Here is a 16,278-nt window from a genome sequence, read left to right on the forward strand (position 1 = left end):
TGGCTCGCGAGGATAGTGGCCCGCAGCGCATCCGGCGCGCGGTGATAGTCGGCCTGACGCACGGCCTGCACCAGCGTGACGATCCGCGCGCGCTCATGGCGGCACACTTCGCACCCCTCTACATGCTGCTGGACCCGCAACGCATCGGGCGCCGACAGCTCGCGGTCGACGTCCGCGTCCAGCAACGCTCGCGCTTCGTTACAGTCCATCGATAGCCTCCGATGCGGTTCCGCCCGCCGGCGTACGGCCCGGCCTGCCTTCGGCAGCCGGTGCCGGCGGGCCGCCCAGCAGCACGGCGAGCTTGCGCCGGCCACGGGCGAGCCGCGACATCACCGTGCCGACCGGCACGTCCGCGATCGCCGCGATCTCGCGGTAACTCAGGTCTTCCATCTCGCGCAGCACGAGCACCTCGCGATATTCGGGCGGCAGCTTCGCGAGCGCCGCGTTCACGAGCCGCACGTTCTCGCCGCGCAGCAGATGCGCGAGCGGATCCTCGGTCGCCGGCTGCCAGTCGTCGGGCACGTCGGTATCGTCGAGCGTGTCGGGCAGTGCGACCTCGTGCGCATGCGTACGGCGGCGCCACTCGGTGTACCAGGTGTGGCGCACGATCGTCAGCAGCCACGGCCGCGCGTTGTCGCCGCGACACGAATCGACGAAGCGCAGCGCGCGCATGCATGCATCCTGGACGACGTCGTCCGCATCGCCGGCGTTGCCGCTCAGCCAGCGCGCGAGGTTGTACGCGGCGTCGAGATGCGGCAGCACGAGCGCGCGAAACCGCTCGCCGCGCGCGACCGCGTCGTCCGCCGACCGCTCATCGACCGCCTGTCCGGCTTGCCCCACATGGCCTCCCTGGTTCCGGCGGCCGAGGCCGCGCCCGTTCCGCGCGCGGTGCCCGGACAGACCGGCAACGTGCGCGCTCGATGACCTTACCGCCGTTGCGTCGAGTTTATTCCCGCGCCGCGCACCCGAAGCGTAAAAAATCGCCGGGCGGCCCTGTGGCCGGGCCGTCCGCGCCGGTTACGGCGTGGTGCTCCAGTAGCCGGGGCTGGCGTAAGCGGCGCGCAGGTAGTCGATGAAGTAGCGCACGCGCGCCGGCACGTAGCGCTGCTGCGGGTAGACCGCGAGGATGTCGTAGTCGGGCAGCGCATACTCGTCGAGCACGGTCTCGAGCTCGCCCGTCTCGAGCTGCGCGGCGATTTCCCACGTCGAGCGCCAGCCGAGCCCGAGGCCTTCGGCCACCCAGCGGTGCAGCAGCTCGCCGTCGTTGCAGTCGAGATTGCCGGCCACGCGCATCGTCGCGATCTTGCCGTGGCGCTGGAAATACCAGCCGCGGTTCTGCCCGCCCTGCAGGTTGAACGCGAGGCAGTTGTGCTTCAGCAGATCGTCGAGCGACTTCGGCCGGCCGTGCCGGCGGAAATATTCGGGCGTGCCGCACACGACCCGCCGGTTCGACGCGAGCTTCACCGCAACGAAGTTCGGATCGACGGCGCCGCCGATCCGGATCGACAGGTCGTAGCCTTCGCGCACGAGATCGACGACGCGGTCGGTCAGGTTGAACGACAGCTGCATCTCGGGCTTGTCGGCCAGAAAGCCGGGCGCGTGCGGCGCAACGTGCTTGCGCCCGAACGCGGCCGGCGCCGACACGATCAGGTGCCCGCTGACCGCGCGCCGCCCGGCGGCCAGCTCGTTCTCGGCCTGGTCCCATTCGGACAGGAGGCCGCGGCAGCGCTCGAGGAACGCGGCGCCCTCCTCGCTGACCACCAGCCGCCGCGTCGAGCGGTACATCAGCTTCACGCCGAGACGCTTTTCGAGCGCGTCGATGCGCCGCCCGAGCACGACCGGCGACACACCTTCCTCGAGCGCCGCCGCCGCGAGGCTGCCCGCATCGGCCACCCGCACGAACGTCTCGATCTGCTTGAAGCGATCCATCTCCCGTCTCCGTCTCTGTTCCGGCACCGGCGGAAAGCCCCGTCCGGCCGTCATTCCATACTTTTAGTTTCGAAAAAAGCGACTTCGGCTGATCTTATCAAACCTTTCCTGCATCCCTAAAGTGTCCCCAACAGACCGATTTGCAAGATCCGCCACATTCAAGGAGACATTCATGGCCAAGATGAGAGCCGTCGACGCAGCTGTGCTCGTACTCGAGAAGGAAGGCATCCAGACCGCGTTCGGCGTGCCGGGTGCTGCGATCAACCCGTTCTATTCCGCGATGCGCAAGTCGGGCGGCATCAGCCACGTGCTGGCGCGCCACGTAGAAGGTGCGTCGCACATGGCCGAAGGCTTCACGCGTGCGGCACCGGGCAACATCGGCGTGTGCATCGGCACGTCGGGCCCCGCCGGCACCGACATGATCACGGGCCTCTACTCCGCCTCCGCCGACTCGATTCCGATCCTCGCGATCACGGGCCAGGCACCGCGCGCGCGCCTGTACAAGGAAGACTTCCAGGCCGTCGACATCGAATCGATCGCGAAGCCCGTCACGAAGTGGGCCGTCACCGTGCGCGAGCCGGCGCTCGTGCCCCGCGTGTTCCAGCAGGCATTCCACCTGATGCGCTCGGGCCGTCCGGGCCCGGTGCTCGTCGACCTGCCGATCGACGTGCAGCTCGCCGAAATCGAATTCGACATCGACACGTACGAACCGCTGCCGGTCTACAAGCCCGCGGCCACCCGCGCGCAGATCGAGAAGGCGCTCGCGATGCTCAACGACGCGGACAAGCCGCTGATCGTGTCGGGCGGCGGCGTGCTCAACGCAGCGGCGGAAGACCTGCTCGTCCAGTTCGCCGAAACGATCGGCGTGCCCGTGATCCCGACGCTGATGTCGTGGGGCGCGATTCCGGACGACCACCCGCTGATGGCCGGCATGGTCGGCCTGCAGACGTCGCACCGCTACGGCAACGCCACGATGCTCGCGTCCGACTTCGTGCTCGGCATCGGCAACCGCTGGGCGAACCGCCACACGGGCAGCGTCGAGGTCTATACGAAGGGCCGCAAGTTCGTGCACGTCGACATCGAGCCGACGCAGATCGGCCGCGTGTTCGGCCCGGATCTCGGCATCGTGTCGGACGCGAAGGCCGCGCTGGAACTGTTCGTCGCCGTTGCGCAGGAATGGAAGGCCGCCGGCAAGCTGAAGGACCGCAGCGCATGGGTCGCCGATTGCCAGGCACGCAAGCGCACGCTGCAGCGCAAGACGCACTTCGACAACGTGCCGGTCAAGCCGCAGCGCGTGTACGAAGAGATGAACAAGGTGTTCGGCCGCGATACGTGCTACGTCAGCACGATCGGCCTGTCGCAGATCGCCGCCGCGCAGTTCCTGCACGTGTTCAAGGCGCGCAACTGGATCAACTGCGGCCAGGCCGGCCCGCTCGGCTGGACGATCCCCGCCGCGCTCGGCGTGCGGGCGGCCGATCCGAGCCGCCCGATCGTCGCGCTGTCCGGCGACTACGACTTCCAGTTCATGATCGAGGAACTGGCCGCCGGCGCGCAATTCAAGCTGCCGTACGTGCACGTCGTCGTGAACAACTCGTACCTCGGGCTGATCCGCCAGGCGCAGCGTGCGTTCGACATGGACTACTGCGTGCAGCTCGCGTTCGACAACGTGAATGCGCCGGAACTGAACGGCTACGGCGTCGACCACGTGGCCGTCGCGGAAGGCCTCGGCTGCAAGGCGCTGCGCGTGTTCAAGCCGGAAGAGATCGAGCCGGCGCTGCGCCAGGCGCAAACGCTCGCGGAAGAGTTCAGCGTGCCGGTGGTCGTGGAAGTGATCCTCGAGCGCGTGACGAACATCTCGATGGGCACCGAAATCGACGCGATCAACGAATTCGAGGATCTCGCCGAAACGGCCGAGCACGCCCCGACCGCAATCTCGATGCTCGACTGAACCGCACGACATTTTTGACTGACCGACCGAAGAGGCTTAGCTCATGCCGAAGTTTGCTGCAAACCTGACCATGCTGTTCAACGAAGTGCCGTTCCTCGACCGCTTCAAGGCGGCCGCCGATGCGGGCTTCGACGCCGTCGAGTTCCTGTTCCCGTATCCGTACGCAAAAGAAGAACTCGCCGAGCGGCTCGAGACGCATCGCCTGCGCCTCGTGCTGCACAACCTGCCCGCCGGCAACTGGGACCAGGGCGAGCGCGGCATCGCGTGCCTGCCCGATCGCGTCGGCGAGTTCCAGGAAGGTGTCGGCCGTGCAATCGAGTACGCGAAGGCGCTGAAGGTGCCGCAGTTGAACTGCCTCGTCGGCATCCCGTCGGCGAGCACGGCGCGCGACAAGACGTTCGTCACGATCGTCGACAACCTGCGCTTTGCCGCCGATGCGCTCAAGCGCGAAGGCATCCGCCTGCTGGTCGAGCCGTGCAACCGCTTCGACATCCCGGGCTTCGCGCTGAACCGCTCGTCGGAAGGGCTCGACGTGATCCGCGCGGTCGGCTCGGACAACCTGTTCCTGCAGTACGACATCTATCACATGCAGCGCATGGAAGGCGAACTGGCCGCGACGATCGAACGCAACCTCGCATCGATCGGCCACGTCCAGCTCGCGGACAACCCGGGCCGCAACGAGCCGGGTACGGGCGAGATCAACTACGCGTTCCTGTTCGCGCTGCTCGACCGGCTCGGCTATGCCGGCTACGTCGGCTGCGAATACAAGCCCCGCACCACCACGACGGAAGGCCTCGGCTGGCTGCAGAGCGTCGCCGGCTGCGCACCGGGTTCGGCGCGTCGCGCCGCCTGAGTAGCGCCCTTCCCGTTTTCGCCCCTATAGGAGACTTTCACATGGCAACCATCGGTTTCATCGGCCTCGGCATCATGGGCGCGCACATGGCGCGCAACCTGCTCAAGGGCGACCACCAGCTCGTCGTGAACGGCGCGTTCCCGATCCCGGACGACCTGCGCACGACCGCGAAGGTCGTCGCGAACTCGACGGAAGTCGCACGGAACGCAGACATCATCATCTCGATGGTGCCGGATACGCCGGACGTGCGTAACGTGCTGTTCGCCGACGACGGTGTCGCGAAGGGCCTCTCGGCCGGCAAGCTCGTGATCGACATGAGCTCGATCTCGCCGCTCGACACGCAGGAATTCGCGAAGCAGGTCAACGCACTCGGTTGCGACTATCTCGACGCGCCGGTGTCCGGCGGCGAAGTCGGCGCACGCGAAGCGACGCTGACGATCATGGTCGGCGGCCCGGAACAGGCGTTCGAGCGTGCGAAGCCGCTGTTCGAGAAGATGGGCAAGAACATCACGCTCGTCGGCGACAACGGCGCGGGGCAGACCTGCAAGGTCGCGAACCAGATCATCGTCGCGCTGAACATCGAAGCCGTCGGCGAAGCGCTGCTGTTCGCCGCACGTTCGGGCGCCGATCCGGAGCGCGTGCGCCAGGCGCTGATGGGCGGCTTCGCCGCGTCGCGCATCCTCGAAGTGCACGGCGCGCGGATGACGAAGCGCACGTTCGATCCGGGCTTTCGCATCGAGCTGCACCAGAAGGACCTGAACCTCGCACTCGACGGCGCACGCAAGCTCGGCCTCGCCCTGCCGCACACCGCGAGCGCGCAGCAGCTGTTCAGCGTGTGTGCAGCGCACGGCGGCAAGGCCTGGGATCACTCGGCACTCGTGCGCGCGCTCGAGATCATGTCGAACTTCGAGATCGAGAAGACGGCAGGCTGAGTGCAGGCCGCTTCGCGCGGCCGCCTTCGGTCGACGCATTAACGCGCGGTCCGTCGCGATGGCGGACACGCGAACGACACGCGCGACCGGCACGGCCGGTCGCATCGATGCGCGATGCACTCGCGCATCACGGTGGGGCGCCCCGCCCTGCACTGCCGACGGCATGCGGGACGGGGCGAAAAACGCCGCTCTGGGCTGAGAGCGGCGTGGTGGGGTCCGCAGCGGCACCCGGCGACGCCGGGGAAGCCTTGGTCGGTCAGACGTCGTCGTCGGGTGTCCGCCTGTCGGATTTCGCGTATTACATTTCTTTACGTTCAGGCGTGCGATTTTTCATGCAATCGTCGTCATGAACGCCTACACTTTCGCCACGCCTTTCGAGAAAACCGCCGCGCTTGCGTTCACCTCCGGTGACCGCGCCCAGCGCGGTGTTTTTTTCGCCACTTCACGGCGCGTTTTCTTTTCAACCACCTAAGGAGTGCAACGATGGGTCTTCTTTCGTTTATCAAAGAGGCGGGTGAAAAACTGCTGGGTCATGCCGACGCGCAAGCAGCGGAAGATCCGAATGCCGCAAACCAGACTGCGGCCGATGCCATCAAGAACTACATCAACACGCAAGGTCTCGACACGTCGAACCTGACCGTGGCATTCGACGGCGCATCGCGCACCGTCACGCTGTCGGGCAGCGTCGCCGACCTCGACACGAAGGCCAAGGTCAAGGTCGCGGCCGGCAACGTGCAGGGCGTCGCGGGCGTCAACGACGACGATCTGCAACCGGACGATCCGGAAGTGCAGTACCACGACGTAAAGCCGGGCGACACGCTGTCGGCGATCGCCAAGGAAGTCTATGGCGACGCGAACAAGTACCCGGCGATCTTCGAGGCGAACAAGCCGATGCTGTCGAGCCCGGACCGGATCTACCCGGGCCAGAAGCTCGTGATTCCGCCGCAGTCCTGAGCATTCCTGCCGGACTGATACGAAAAAAGCAGGCCATCGGCCTGCTTTTTTTCATGGTGACGCGCGCCGCCCGGATGGCGCGTCGCGGTCCCCCGGTCACAACGTATCGAACATGCGTTGCAGCTCGTCGCGGCCATGAATGCCGTTCGCGAGCGCGAGCATCAGCAGCACGCGTGCCTTGAACGGGTTCAGCGACCCTGCGCTCACGAAGCCGAGCGCATCGTCGTTCGCGGCGCCGTTGCGCATCACGTGCCCCGACCCGACGCGCGACGCCCGAACCACCGCAACGCCCGCGTTCACCGCATCGGCCAGCGCCGCCTGCAGCGTCGCATGAATCGAGCCGTTGCCCGTGCCCGCGACGACGAGACCGCGCACGCCGGCGGCGACCAGCGCGTCGACGGCCGTACGCGTCACGCCCGCATAGCTGGCGACGACTTCGACGGGCGGCCACGCGGCGGCGATCGCCAGTTGCGTGTCGCGCGAACGCGTGACGCGGCGCGCGAATTCGACCCGGCCGTCCTGCACCCAGCCGAGTGCGCCGAGTTCCGGCGACTGGAACGCGTCGACCGCATAGGTGCTCGTCTTCACGACGTCGCGCGCGCCGTGGATCCGGTTGTTGAACGCGACCAGCACGCCCTGCCCGCGCGCGGACGGATGCGCGGCCACCGTCACCGCATTCAGCAGGTTCAGCGGGCCGTCGGACGACAGCGCGGTCGCCGGCCGCATCGCGGCCGTCAGCACGACCGGCTTGTCGCCCTTGACGACCAGGTGCAGCGCATACGCGGTTTCCTCGAGCGTGTCGGTGCCATGGGTGATCACGATGCCGTCGACCGCCGGGTCGGCCATCAGCGCGTCGATCCGCGCGGCGAGCATGTTCCACAGCGGCAGCGCGAGATCCTTGCTGTCGATGCTGGCGATCTGCTCGGCGTCGATGCGCGCGACGGACGCAAGCGCCGGCACCGCGTCGACCAGGAAATTGACGCCGAGCGCACCGGCCTGGTAGCCGGCCGTGCTGGCCGCGTCGGGCGCAGCGCCTGCGATCGTGCCGCCGGTGGCCAGCACGGCGATGCGCGGCACGGCCGCTGCGGACGAAGGGGATGCGGAATTCGGAGTATTCATGGCCGCGATTGTAAAGGCTTGCGGCCGGGATCCGGCAGGTTCCGGCGCGGCGGCCGAGGCCGGCCGCGGCACATCATGGTTTGTCCCGATCGTCCGGCCGGGTGTGCCGTCAACGGCCGCGGTGTCCGCAACGTTATAGGAAGTGCCGTTTTGGTGTTTTCACATTGATTTGCCAAAATCGGAGCGCGCGGTTCGATGTGGCCCTATCCTCATCGCGCGGTGCGTCGTGACGGCATCGATAAAACGCAATTCACCCCATGGGAGTGTCGAAATGAAAATCCAATCGCTCGTAGCCGCCGTGCTTCTCGGCGGCATGCTGGCTTCCCCCGCGTTCGCGGCGAACAGCCAGCAGGACAAGATGAAGGCCTGTAACACCCAGGCAGCCGGCAAGACGGGCGACGAACGCAAGGCGTTCATGAAGGACTGCCTGTCGGCAAAGCCCGCGAAGGCCATGACGCAGCAGGAAAAGATGAAGGCCTGCAACACCCAGGCCACCGGCAAGAAAGGCGACGACCGCAAGGCGTTCATGAAGAGCTGCCTGAGCAGCCAGCCGGCCGCCTGAGTTCCGGCGCTCCCGTATCGAATGCCGCGCACCGCTTCGGCGGGCGCGGCATTTTTTGTTTTCGTTGCACGCGCATCGACGCACTCCGCCCCGACCTCTCCCGGCCCGCTTTCCCGGCCCGCCGTACCGGCGCCGCCACATGGTGCGGCAATTCGCCGCGTTTTCTTCTATGATGGCTGCAACGCGGCCCATCCAAGTACAAGAAGCGCCATCGGGCCGCCCTCGAGACAGACGCGCACGCGCGTCAAACGGAGGCATGGATGGCATGGAGACAACACCGCTGGTTCCGCCGCTGGCTGATCGTGATCGTATTCTGGGCCGTGCCCGTTGCGATCGTGGCCGTGCGCGAGATCCGCGAGGAAATGGCCTACAACAAGGCGGACCTGCAGCTCGCGCTGACCACCTGGCAGCTCACCGACGCGCAGCAGACAGCCGGCGCCGCCGCGAAGTGCCACGGGGATCCTGACGAGGCGCACGCGGCCGGCTGCCCGGCCGACGTGCTCGCCGCCAATGCATCGCGCCAGCAAGCGGCCCGCGACGAATACGTGGTGCGCCGCAATACGCTCGCGGGCTACCTGTGGCATGCGTTCGTCGGCTACTGGGTCGTGCCGGCCGCGTTCCTGTTCGCCTGCGGCGTCGTGATCGCACTGATCCGCCGTGCGCTGCGCCGCCCCCCGATCAAGCCGCCTGCTCCACCTGTTCCGCCCGTCACGCACTGATGCGCGCGGCAGGCGCCGCCGTCCGACCGACCGTCGTGTTTCCCGCATGCCGCCCCCGCGTCGGCGCGCGGGCACCGGTTCGTCCGTTGGCACGCCGCGACACCCTCACGCGATTTGACGCTTTTTCACGCAGCGACGAAAAGGGGCTGTAATCCGCTGTGATATAACTGCCGACGTGATCCGCTCCCTGAGCGAGACTCACTCCGAACATCACCCGATGGAGAAGAACGATGCAAAAACGGAATCTTGTGCTGAAAGCCGCCGCTGCGCTCATCGTCGGTAGCCTCGCGCTCACCGGTTGCACCACCACCCCGGACAAGCCGGACAATGCCGCAACCAACGCGTCGAAGCGCCAGGCAATCGACTCGAGCGTCGACGCCACGCTGTCGCGCATGTACTCCACGGTCAAGGGTTCGCGTGAACTCGTCGCGAAGTCGCGCGGCGTGCTCGTCTTCCCGGACGTCCTCCAGGCCGGCTTCATCGTCGGCGGCCAGTCGGGCAACGGCGCACTGCGCGTCGGCGGCAGCACGGTCGGCTACTACAACACGTCGTCGCTGTCGGTCGGCCTGCAGGCCGGTGCACAGTCGAAGGCGATCGTGTTCCTGTTCATGACGCAGGAAGCGCTCGACGAATTCCGCGGCTCGGACGGCTGGGCAGCCGGCGCCGGCGCGTCGGTCGCGCTCGTGAAGATGGGCGCGAACGGCGCGGTCGACACGACCACGGCCACTGCACCGGTCCAGGTCGTCGTGCTGACGAACGCGGGCCTGATGGGCGACGTGTCGATCAACGGCACGAAGGTCACGAAGCTCAAGATCTGACGCCGACACATCGCCCGCGCGCTGCGCGCGGGCGATGCACAAACGGCGATGTCCTTGCGGGCATCGCCGTTTTTTTATCCGCGCATGTCCTGCTCCAAGCGCGTCAGGTCGGTCAGGTCGGTCAGGTCGTCGAGTCGATCACCTTGAAGCGCGAGCGTTTCTGCGCGCGGATCACCGACTGGTACACGTCGACGTATTGCTGTGCCATCCGGCGCGACGTGAAGCGCTCCTCGAAGCGCCGCCGTACGCGCGCACGCGGCAGCAGGTGCAGCCGGTTCACGGCGGCCACCGCGCTGATTTCGTCCTCGACGATGAAACCCGATACGCCCTCGTCCACCACTTCGGGCACCGCCCCGCGATTGAACGCGACCACCGGCGTGCCGCACGACATCGCCTCGATCATCACGAGGCCGAACGGTTCCGGCCAGTCGATCGGAAACAGCAGCGCATGCGCGCCCGACAGGAATTCGGCCTTCTGGTGATCCGCGATCTCGCCGATGAATTCGACGTGCGGCAGCGCGAAGAGCGGCTTGATCTCGCGCTCGAAGTATTCCTGGTCGGCCGCATCGATCTTCGCGGCGATCCTGATCGGCAGCCCGCACTGGCGGGCGATGCGGATCGCGGTGTCGACGCGCTTCTCCGGCGAGATGCGGCCGAGGAACGCGAGGTAGCGCGGTTCGACCGGCTGCGGCATGTACAGCGTATCGGGCAGCCCGTGGTAGACGGTCGTCAGCCATTTCGCCTGCGGCAGCGGCTGGCGCTGCGAGTTCGAAATCGAGATCACCGGCGCCGTGTTGAACGTGTCGAACACCGGCTGCTGCTCGGGCAGGTCGAGCCGGCCGTGCAGCGTCGTCACGTAAGGCGTTTCCTGCCGGTTGAAGACCGAGAACGAGTAGTAGTCCATGTGGAAATGGAGCACGTCGAAGTCGTTCGCGCGGCGCGCGACCGTCTCCATCAGCAGCATGTGCGGCGCGACCCGGTCGCGGATCGACGAGTCGAGCCGCAGCGCGCGCGGCCAGACCGGCTCGAGCTTCGCCCGCGTCGTCGAATCGCCGCTGGCGAACAGCGTCACATCATGGCCGAGCTCGACGAGCGCCTCGGTGATGTAGGACACGACGCGCTCCGTGCCGCCGTACAGCTTCGGCGGCACCGATTCGGTCAGCGGCGCGATCTGGGCAATTCTCATGGTCCACGTCTCCTGTGTCCTGTCCGTTGCGGCACGGCCGGCGGGCGTTTGCGCTTCCGCGCCCCGCTCGCCCCATACAGCGCTGGCCGGCGGCGCCCGCCGGATATCCCTTCATTATTCGCGATCCCGCTACCCGGAACCGCCCGTCTTGCATTTTATGGGTGTTGTTACAGCCAGGATACATTCCGCCTGCCGGACCGATCCGGCCCCGACGCGACGATCGCACCCGAACGCACGCCGCGCCGCCCGTCAACGCGACGGCCACTTCCATGCCGGCAGGTCGCGCGTATCGGCATCGACGAGCCCCGTCGCGCCGAGCTGCTTGTCGAGCACCAGCGATTCGCAGCCGGCCTCGCGCTCGAGCGTCGCGATGAGCCGCGCCGCATGCGACACGACGAGCACCTGCGAGCGCTGCGCCGCCTGCGCGATCAGCCGGCCGAGCGCCGGCAGCAGATCGGGGTGCAGGCTCGTCTCCGGTTCGTTCAGCACCATCAGCGCCGGCGGCCGCGGGGTCAGCAGCGCGGCCGCGAGCAGCAGGTAGCGCAGCGTGCCGTCCGACAGCTCGGCCGCCGCGAGCGACCGCAACAGCCCCGGCTGGCGCATCAGCACGTCGAAGCGGCCACGGCCGCCCGGATTGTCGATCTCGACCGACGCGCCGGGAAACGCGTCGTCGATCGCCGCATCGAGTGCCGTGCCGTCGCCGATTTCGCGGATCGTCTGCAACGCGGCGGCCAGGTCGGCGCCGTCGTCGGCCAGCACCGGCGTATGGGTGCCGATGTGCGACTGCCGCGCCGGCGCCTGCGCATCGGTCCGGAAATGGTCGTAGAAACGCCACGAGCGGATCCGTTCGCGCACCGCGATCATCTCGGGTGCGCCGGCCGGATCGGCGAACTCGGTCATCATGCTGTCGAAGCTGGCCACCGGCTGCGGAATCGTCTGCCAGTCGCCCGATGCGGTGCGCGTGCGGATCTGCGCGCCCTGCCGGTCGACCAGCAGCGTCGACGGGCGCAGCAGCGCGCCGCCCCAGATGCACTCGCGCTTGACCACCGGATCGAGGGAGAACGCCGAGCTGCTCGGGACGGGCATGCCGAGATCGATCGAATAGCCGAAATCGTCGCAGGCGAAGCCGAGCTTCAGGCTCACGGGCCCCTTGCGCACCGTGCCGGTGACCGGTGCGTCACCGTCCAGCATCGCCCGCGAGAAGCGCTCGGGGCCGGCCCACAGCGTCGACGGCAATCCGCCTTCGCGGGCAAGCGACGGAATCACGCGCCCCTGCGCGGTGTCGGCGAGCAGCCGCAGTGCGCGGTACACGCTCGACTTGCCGCTGCCGTTCGGCCCCGTGACGACGTTGAGCGCCGCGAGCGGCACGATCAGCTCGCGCAGCGAGCGGTAATTGGCGATGGCAAGCGTTTTCAGCGTGGTCATGACGATGGAGGGCGTGCATGCGGGCCGCGTTCAGCGGCCTTCGACGGCCTGCGGGTCGGCCGCGGTGTTGGCCGCCGTGCTGGCGGCAGCCGGCCGCGCGTGCGGCCGTTCGGGTTTCGGCGCGTCCGGCGCGGAATCATGCGGATACAGCTCCATCCGGCTGCGCGGCAGGCATTGCGGATAGCGGTCCTGCAGGTAGGCGATCAGCCCTTCGCGCACGCGGCAGCGCAGATCCCAGCACGACGACGCATCGGCCGCGCTGACGAGCGCGCGCAACTGCATCGTGCGCTCCGTCGCGTCGGTCACCTGCAGCACCTGCACGCGGCCGTCCCACTCGGGCGCCGCATGGACGAGCCGCGCGAGCTCCTCGCGCAGCGGCGCGAGCGGCGTGCGGTAATCGACCGACAGGTAGACCGTGCCGATGATTTCCGAACTGCTGCGCGTCCAGTTCGTGAACGGGTTCTCGATGATCCACTGCAGCGGCACGACGAGGCGCCGCTGGTCCCACAATCGTACGGACACGAACGACCCGGTGATTTCCTCGATGCGCCCCCACTCGCCCTGGATCACGACCACGTCGTCGAGCCGGATCGGCTGCGTGAGGGCGATCTGCAGCCCGGCAATCAGGTTGCCGAGCACCGGCCGCGCGGCGATACCGGCGACCAGGCCCGCGACGCCGGCCGACGCCAGCAGGCTCGCACCGACCTGGCGCACGTTCGGGAACGTCATCAGCGCGGCGCCGGTACCGATGATCACGATCAGCACCATCACGGTCCGCACGAGCACCTTGGCCTGCGTGTGGATGCGCCGGGCCTGGAGATTGTCGGCCGTATCGATCGGATGCGCCTGGATGATGGCGTCGCCGACGCCCGCCGCGAGCCGCACCAGCAGCCACGTGAGCGACACGATGGAGCCGACCGCCGCCGCCGTGCGCATGCCACGCACGAACGACATGCCGTCGTCCGCCTGGACCCACAGGAATTCGAGCGCCAGCAGCGCGAGCACGACGAGCGACGGCCGGTCGATGTAGCGCAGGATCGCGCTCATCAACGGATACGGCTGCGCGATGCGCTTGACGATGCGAGCGCCGAGACGGTGCGCGATCGTGACGACCAGCAAGACGATGACCGACACGGCCACCGTGCCGAGCCATGAATGCAGCGGCGCATCGGTGATGCGCTGCAATTCCTCGATTGAAATCATCGGCGCCCTTGGGTGATGAGGCGCGCACGCCTCGTCCTGGATGCGTCGGCGACGCCCGGGCCACACGCGTGCCCGGACACGGCATCAGATCAGTTGCCGCTCCTGCAGGGAAACGCCTTGCCGAGACCGAGCGACACCGCGGTACTCGCGTTGTAGTCGGCCAGCTTCGGATTTTCCGCGATGTACTTGCGCACCGCGTCGGTCATCTGCTGCGCCCGGATGTCGGGCGGCAGGCAGAAATACTGGCCGACCCGCGGCCCCGTCGTGCCGCCGATCGCGTCGATGGTGTTGTAGACGCCGTCGGCGGCGCCTTCGATGTAGGCCGCGCACGACGCCCGCGACTTGACGTCCGTCTTCGCGCACAGCCGGTCGAGATCAGCGCCCGTGAAAGCCGCCGCCGACAACGGCACGGCAAACGCCGCGGCACAAAACATTGCGCGCAACATGGTGTTCCTTATGTCAATGCGGCCCGAGACCGCCTGCTGCCTTGGCCGGCGCGGCGCCGGGACGCCCTGCTCCGGCCGGAATCCGGCCGGGCGGGCACCGTCTGCCGCACCGAAAACCGTCATTTTGCACTCTTTTGCGCATCTGCCGGCGTCGACGCCCCGATGCGCGTCGTCCGCTTGCTCAGGATCTGGATCGCGTCCGGCGCGTTGTAGTGCTTCGCGAATTCGAGCGCGGTGATGCCGAGCTGGTTCTTCACCTGCGGATCGGCGCCCTGGTCGAGCAGCAGCGTGACCGTCGACGCGTGGTTGCCGCGCGCGGCCATCATCAGCGGCGTCGTGCCGTTCGGCGACGCGGTATCGATATACGCGTCGTGGTCGAGCAGCAGCTTCACGACCGCGTCCTGGCCGTTGGTGGCCGCGTAGTGCAGCGGCGCCCAGCCCTTCTTGCTGACTTCCGCGCCCTTGTCGATCAGCAGCGTGGCGAGGCCGACATCGCCGTTCAGCGACGCGAGCATCAGCGCGTTTTCGCCGGCCTTGTCTTCCTTCTCGAGGTCGACGTTCGGCGTCGTGGCGAGCGCCGCCGCGACCTTGTCGGACTTCTCGCGCGCGGCGATCACGATCAGCGGGTCGCCGTTCGGCGCAACCGTGTTCGGGTCGAGCTTGCCGCTCTTGAGCTGCTTGCCGATATCGGCGATGTCGTCGAACTTGACGGCCTTGACGATCGCGTCGAGCGATTCGGCATGCGCGCCGGCTGCCGCGAACAGGCCGCTCGCGACGAGTGCGGCGGCAACGAGTGCGCGTTTCGGCAGATGGTTGGTCGGCTTCGTCATTGTTGTGGGCTCCTTCCCTGGGTTGTCGGCTGCGCGCGCGTCGTTAGCGGGCGATCTTGAACAGCCGGAAAAAGTTCTGCGTCGTCGCATCGGCAAGCGCCTCGACGGCGATCCCGCGCTCGGATGCGATAAAGCGTCCGACATGGCTGACGTACGCAGGTTCATTCGGCTTGCCGCGATACGGCACCGGTGCGAGGTACGGCGAGTCCGTCTCGATCAGCAGCCGGTCGAGCGGCACGCGCCGCGCGACGTCCTGCACGTCGGTCGCGTTCTTGAACGTGACGATGCCCGACAGCGAGATATGGAAGTTCTGCGCGAGCGCCTGCTCGGCCACCGGCCACGGCTCGGTGAAGCAGTGCATCACGCCGCCCGGCACGTCCGCGCGCTCCTCGGCCATGATCCGCAGCGTATCCTCCGACGACGAGCGCGTGTGGATGATCAGCGGCTTCATCGTCGCGGTCGCCGCGCGGATATGCGTGCGAAAGCGTTCGCGCTGCCATTCCATGTCGGCGATCGAGCGGCCCTCGAGACGGTAGTAGTCGAGGCCGGTTTCGCCGATCGCGACGACCTTCGGGTGCGCGGCCAACTCGACGAGCTCCGCGAGCGTCGGCTCGCGCGCGTCCTCGTGATCCGGATGCACGCCGACCGACGCATAGACGTTGTCGTGCGCGTCCGTGATCGCAAGGACCTCCGGGAGCGTCTCGAAATCGACGGACACGCATAGCGCGTGCGTGACGTCGTGCTCGCGCATGTTCTCGAGCACGGCTGGCAGGCGGTCGGCCAGGCCCTTGAAATTGATATGGCAATGAGAGTCGACGAACATCGTGTTTCCTGAATACGTAAGGCGGGCGCTCATGCGCTCGCCGGCATGCGGCAACGGGCGGCGTTCGCGGGCCGGCCGGCCACGGTCGCGTCGCGGCGTGAGCCGGTCATCGTTTCGCAACCCGCGAGAAACAATGCCGGATCACGCGAACATTTCCCGGTATCCGAGAAACAATTCCTCGAATACGAGCCGCGCGTTGAGCGGATGGTTCTCGACCGTCCGCTGCCGCGTCACGGCCTTCATGAAGCGCGCGAACGCATTCGCGTCGACCGCTTCCGCGCAGCGCGCGAGCGCCGCCGCGTGCATCGGGAAGTAGCGCGGCGCGCCCGCCATCCGCTGCGCAAGCAGGTCGTACAGCCAGCGCTGCAGCCAGCCGAGCACCAGCGGCACCGGCAGCTTCTGCAGCGTCTCGCCGCACGCGAACGGGTCGCATGCGGCACCGGCCGCGAGCTGCCCGAGCGTGTAGTCGCGCAGCGGGCGGTTCTCGTCGCTCGCGAGCGCCAGCGCGGCAAGCGGCGCGCCGCCGGCCTC

The 16,278-nt window shown here is 67.6% G+C and carries 18 protein-coding genes and 1 pseudogene; 8 read left to right on the forward strand and 11 right to left on the reverse strand.

Going from position 1 to position 16,278, the window contains the following annotated elements; all coding sequences use genetic code 11:
• The 3 genes from G3N64_RS34060 to G3N64_RS34070 form a co-directional block, all read right to left on the reverse strand.
• The coding region (locus tag G3N64_RS34060) for an anti-sigma factor (RefSeq protein WP_205788082.1) at window positions 1-209 on the reverse strand (209 nt) is incomplete at its 3' end.
• Entirely contained in the window at window positions 199-840 is a 642-nt protein-coding gene (locus tag G3N64_RS34065; RefSeq protein ID WP_205788083.1) for an RNA polymerase sigma factor, read from the reverse strand. The genes G3N64_RS34060 and G3N64_RS34065, both read right to left, overlap by 11 nt.
• A gap of 177 nt (window positions 841-1,017) precedes the next feature.
• Window positions 1,018-1,929 carry a LysR family transcriptional regulator gene (locus G3N64_RS34070; protein WP_085039475.1) on the reverse strand — a complete coding sequence of 304 codons (912 nt, stop codon included), beginning with the start codon at window positions 1,927-1,929 and terminating at the stop codon, window positions 1,018-1,020.
• A 172-nt stretch (window positions 1,930-2,101) separates the two neighbouring features.
• On the opposite strand from G3N64_RS34070, the gene gcl reads away from it, so the two are divergent.
• The 5 genes from gcl to lysM all read left to right on the forward strand — a co-directional run bounded on the left by gcl (window position 2,102) and on the right by lysM (window position 6,616).
• The gene (gcl, locus tag G3N64_RS34075) at window positions 2,102-3,877 is read left to right on the forward strand and encodes a glyoxylate carboligase (protein WP_205788084.1); all 1,776 of its coding nucleotides are present in this window, start codon (window positions 2,102-2,104) and stop codon (window positions 3,875-3,877) included.
• A gap of 43 nt (window positions 3,878-3,920) precedes the next feature.
• On the forward strand, window positions 3,921-4,730 hold the full coding sequence (gene hyi, locus G3N64_RS34080; RefSeq protein WP_124450347.1) for a hydroxypyruvate isomerase: 810 nt from the start codon (window positions 3,921-3,923) through the stop codon (window positions 4,728-4,730).
• Between the two features lie 41 nt (window positions 4,731-4,771).
• On the forward strand, window positions 4,772-5,662 hold the full coding sequence (locus G3N64_RS34085) for a 2-hydroxy-3-oxopropionate reductase (RefSeq protein ID WP_205788085.1): 891 nt from the start codon (window positions 4,772-4,774) through the stop codon (window positions 5,660-5,662).
• Between the two features lie 346 nt (window positions 5,663-6,008).
• Window positions 6,009-6,134: a hypothetical protein gene (locus G3N64_RS40275; RefSeq protein ID WP_256093589.1), complete on the forward strand. Its 126-nt coding sequence runs from the start codon at window positions 6,009-6,011 to the stop codon at window positions 6,132-6,134.
• Between the two features lie 11 nt (window positions 6,135-6,145).
• Complete coding sequence (gene lysM / locus G3N64_RS34095; protein WP_021162125.1) at window positions 6,146-6,616, forward strand: peptidoglycan-binding protein LysM; 471 nt, start codon at window positions 6,146-6,148, stop codon at window positions 6,614-6,616.
• A gap of 96 nt (window positions 6,617-6,712) precedes the next feature.
• Here the strand turns inward: lysM and G3N64_RS34100 are convergent, their stop codons facing one another.
• The gene (locus G3N64_RS34100; protein WP_205788086.1) at window positions 6,713-7,735 is read right to left on the reverse strand and encodes an asparaginase; all 1,023 of its coding nucleotides are present in this window, start codon (window positions 7,733-7,735) and stop codon (window positions 6,713-6,715) included.
• A gap of 271 nt (window positions 7,736-8,006) precedes the next feature.
• Between G3N64_RS34100 and G3N64_RS34105 the strand changes: the two genes are divergently transcribed.
• The 3 genes from G3N64_RS34105 (at window position 8,007) to G3N64_RS34115 (ending at window position 9,834) form a co-directional block, all read left to right on the forward strand.
• Window positions 8,007-8,297, forward strand: coding sequence for a PsiF family protein (locus tag G3N64_RS34105; protein WP_034181226.1), 291 nt, complete (start codon window positions 8,007-8,009; stop codon window positions 8,295-8,297).
• Window positions 8,298-8,557: 260 nt separating this feature from the next.
• Entirely contained in the window at window positions 8,558-9,016 is a 459-nt protein-coding gene (locus tag G3N64_RS34110; protein WP_205788087.1) for a hypothetical protein, read from the forward strand.
• Window positions 9,017-9,246: 230 nt separating this feature from the next.
• Window positions 9,247-9,834 carry a YSC84-related protein gene (locus G3N64_RS34115; protein ID WP_205788088.1) on the forward strand — a complete coding sequence of 196 codons (588 nt, stop codon included), beginning with the start codon at window positions 9,247-9,249 and terminating at the stop codon, window positions 9,832-9,834.
• Between the two features lie 121 nt (window positions 9,835-9,955).
• Here G3N64_RS34115 and G3N64_RS34120 read toward each other — a convergent pair whose 3' ends face one another.
• The 7 genes and pseudogenes from G3N64_RS34120 to G3N64_RS34150 all read right to left on the reverse strand — a co-directional run.
• A complete protein-coding gene (locus G3N64_RS34120; RefSeq protein ID WP_205788089.1) occupies window positions 9,956-11,020 on the reverse strand; it encodes a glycosyltransferase family 4 protein in 1,065 nt (354 codons plus the stop codon).
• 249 nt (window positions 11,021-11,269) lie between these two features.
• Window positions 11,270-12,445: an AAA family ATPase gene (locus G3N64_RS34125; RefSeq protein ID WP_205788090.1), complete on the reverse strand. Its 1,176-nt coding sequence runs from the start codon at window positions 12,443-12,445 to the stop codon at window positions 11,270-11,272.
• Between the two features lie 30 nt (window positions 12,446-12,475).
• Window positions 12,476-13,648 carry a mechanosensitive ion channel domain-containing protein gene (locus G3N64_RS34130; RefSeq protein ID WP_205788091.1) on the reverse strand — a complete coding sequence of 391 codons (1,173 nt, stop codon included), beginning with the start codon at window positions 13,646-13,648 and terminating at the stop codon, window positions 12,476-12,478.
• Between the two features lie 89 nt (window positions 13,649-13,737).
• On the reverse strand, window positions 13,738-14,094 hold the full coding sequence (locus tag G3N64_RS34135) for a Rap1a/Tai family immunity protein (protein ID WP_006485939.1): 357 nt from the start codon (window positions 14,092-14,094) through the stop codon (window positions 13,738-13,740).
• A gap of 119 nt (window positions 14,095-14,213) precedes the next feature.
• Entirely contained in the window at window positions 14,214-14,924 is a 711-nt protein-coding gene (locus G3N64_RS34140; protein ID WP_205788092.1) for an ankyrin repeat domain-containing protein, read from the reverse strand.
• Window positions 14,925-14,967: 43 nt separating this feature from the next.
• A complete protein-coding gene (locus G3N64_RS34145; RefSeq protein ID WP_205788093.1) occupies window positions 14,968-15,747 on the reverse strand; it encodes a TatD family hydrolase in 780 nt (259 codons plus the stop codon).
• Between the two features lie 141 nt (window positions 15,748-15,888).
• Window positions 15,889-16,278: pseudogene (locus G3N64_RS34150) on the reverse strand (DNA polymerase III subunit delta'); the annotation flags it as partial.

Source organism: Burkholderia sp. Ac-20344, from assembly GCF_017104975.1.
Classification (GTDB): domain Bacteria; phylum Pseudomonadota; class Gammaproteobacteria; order Burkholderiales; family Burkholderiaceae; genus Burkholderia.

Excerpts from the sequence above, each read along its gene's own strand:
- gcl (WP_205788084.1), top strand. The coding sequence starts at position 2,102 with ATGGCCAAGATGAGAGCCGTCGACGCAGCTGTGCTCGTACTCGAGAAG.
- G3N64_RS34105 (WP_034181226.1), top strand. The coding sequence starts at position 8,007 with ATGAAAATCCAATCGCTCGTAGCCGCCGTGCTTCTCGGCGGCATGCTG.
- G3N64_RS34085 (WP_205788085.1), top strand. The coding sequence starts at position 4,772 with ATGGCAACCATCGGTTTCATCGGCCTCGGCATCATGGGCGCGCACATG.
- G3N64_RS34130 (WP_205788091.1), bottom strand. The coding sequence starts at position 13,648 with ATGATTTCAATCGAGGAATTGCAGCGCATCACCGATGCGCCGCTGCAT.
- G3N64_RS34135 (WP_006485939.1), bottom strand. The coding sequence starts at position 14,094 with ATGTTGCGCGCAATGTTTTGTGCCGCGGCGTTTGCCGTGCCGTTGTCG.
- hyi (WP_124450347.1), top strand. The coding sequence starts at position 3,921 with ATGCCGAAGTTTGCTGCAAACCTGACCATGCTGTTCAACGAAGTGCCG.
- G3N64_RS40275 (WP_256093589.1), top strand. The coding sequence starts at position 6,009 with ATGAACGCCTACACTTTCGCCACGCCTTTCGAGAAAACCGCCGCGCTT.
- G3N64_RS34140 (WP_205788092.1), bottom strand. The coding sequence starts at position 14,924 with ATGACGAAGCCGACCAACCATCTGCCGAAACGCGCACTCGTTGCCGCC.
- G3N64_RS34100 (WP_205788086.1), bottom strand. The coding sequence starts at position 7,735 with ATGAATACTCCGAATTCCGCATCCCCTTCGTCCGCAGCGGCCGTGCCG.
- G3N64_RS34070 (WP_085039475.1), bottom strand. The coding sequence starts at position 1,929 with ATGGATCGCTTCAAGCAGATCGAGACGTTCGTGCGGGTGGCCGATGCG.
- G3N64_RS34145 (WP_205788093.1), bottom strand. The coding sequence starts at position 15,747 with ATGTTCGTCGACTCTCATTGCCATATCAATTTCAAGGGCCTGGCCGAC.
- lysM (WP_021162125.1), top strand. The coding sequence starts at position 6,146 with ATGGGTCTTCTTTCGTTTATCAAAGAGGCGGGTGAAAAACTGCTGGGT.
- G3N64_RS34120 (WP_205788089.1), bottom strand. The coding sequence starts at position 11,020 with ATGAGAATTGCCCAGATCGCGCCGCTGACCGAATCGGTGCCGCCGAAG.
- G3N64_RS34110 (WP_205788087.1), top strand. The coding sequence starts at position 8,558 with ATGGCATGGAGACAACACCGCTGGTTCCGCCGCTGGCTGATCGTGATC.
- G3N64_RS34125 (WP_205788090.1), bottom strand. The coding sequence starts at position 12,445 with ATGACCACGCTGAAAACGCTTGCCATCGCCAATTACCGCTCGCTGCGC.
- G3N64_RS34115 (WP_205788088.1), top strand. The coding sequence starts at position 9,247 with ATGCAAAAACGGAATCTTGTGCTGAAAGCCGCCGCTGCGCTCATCGTC.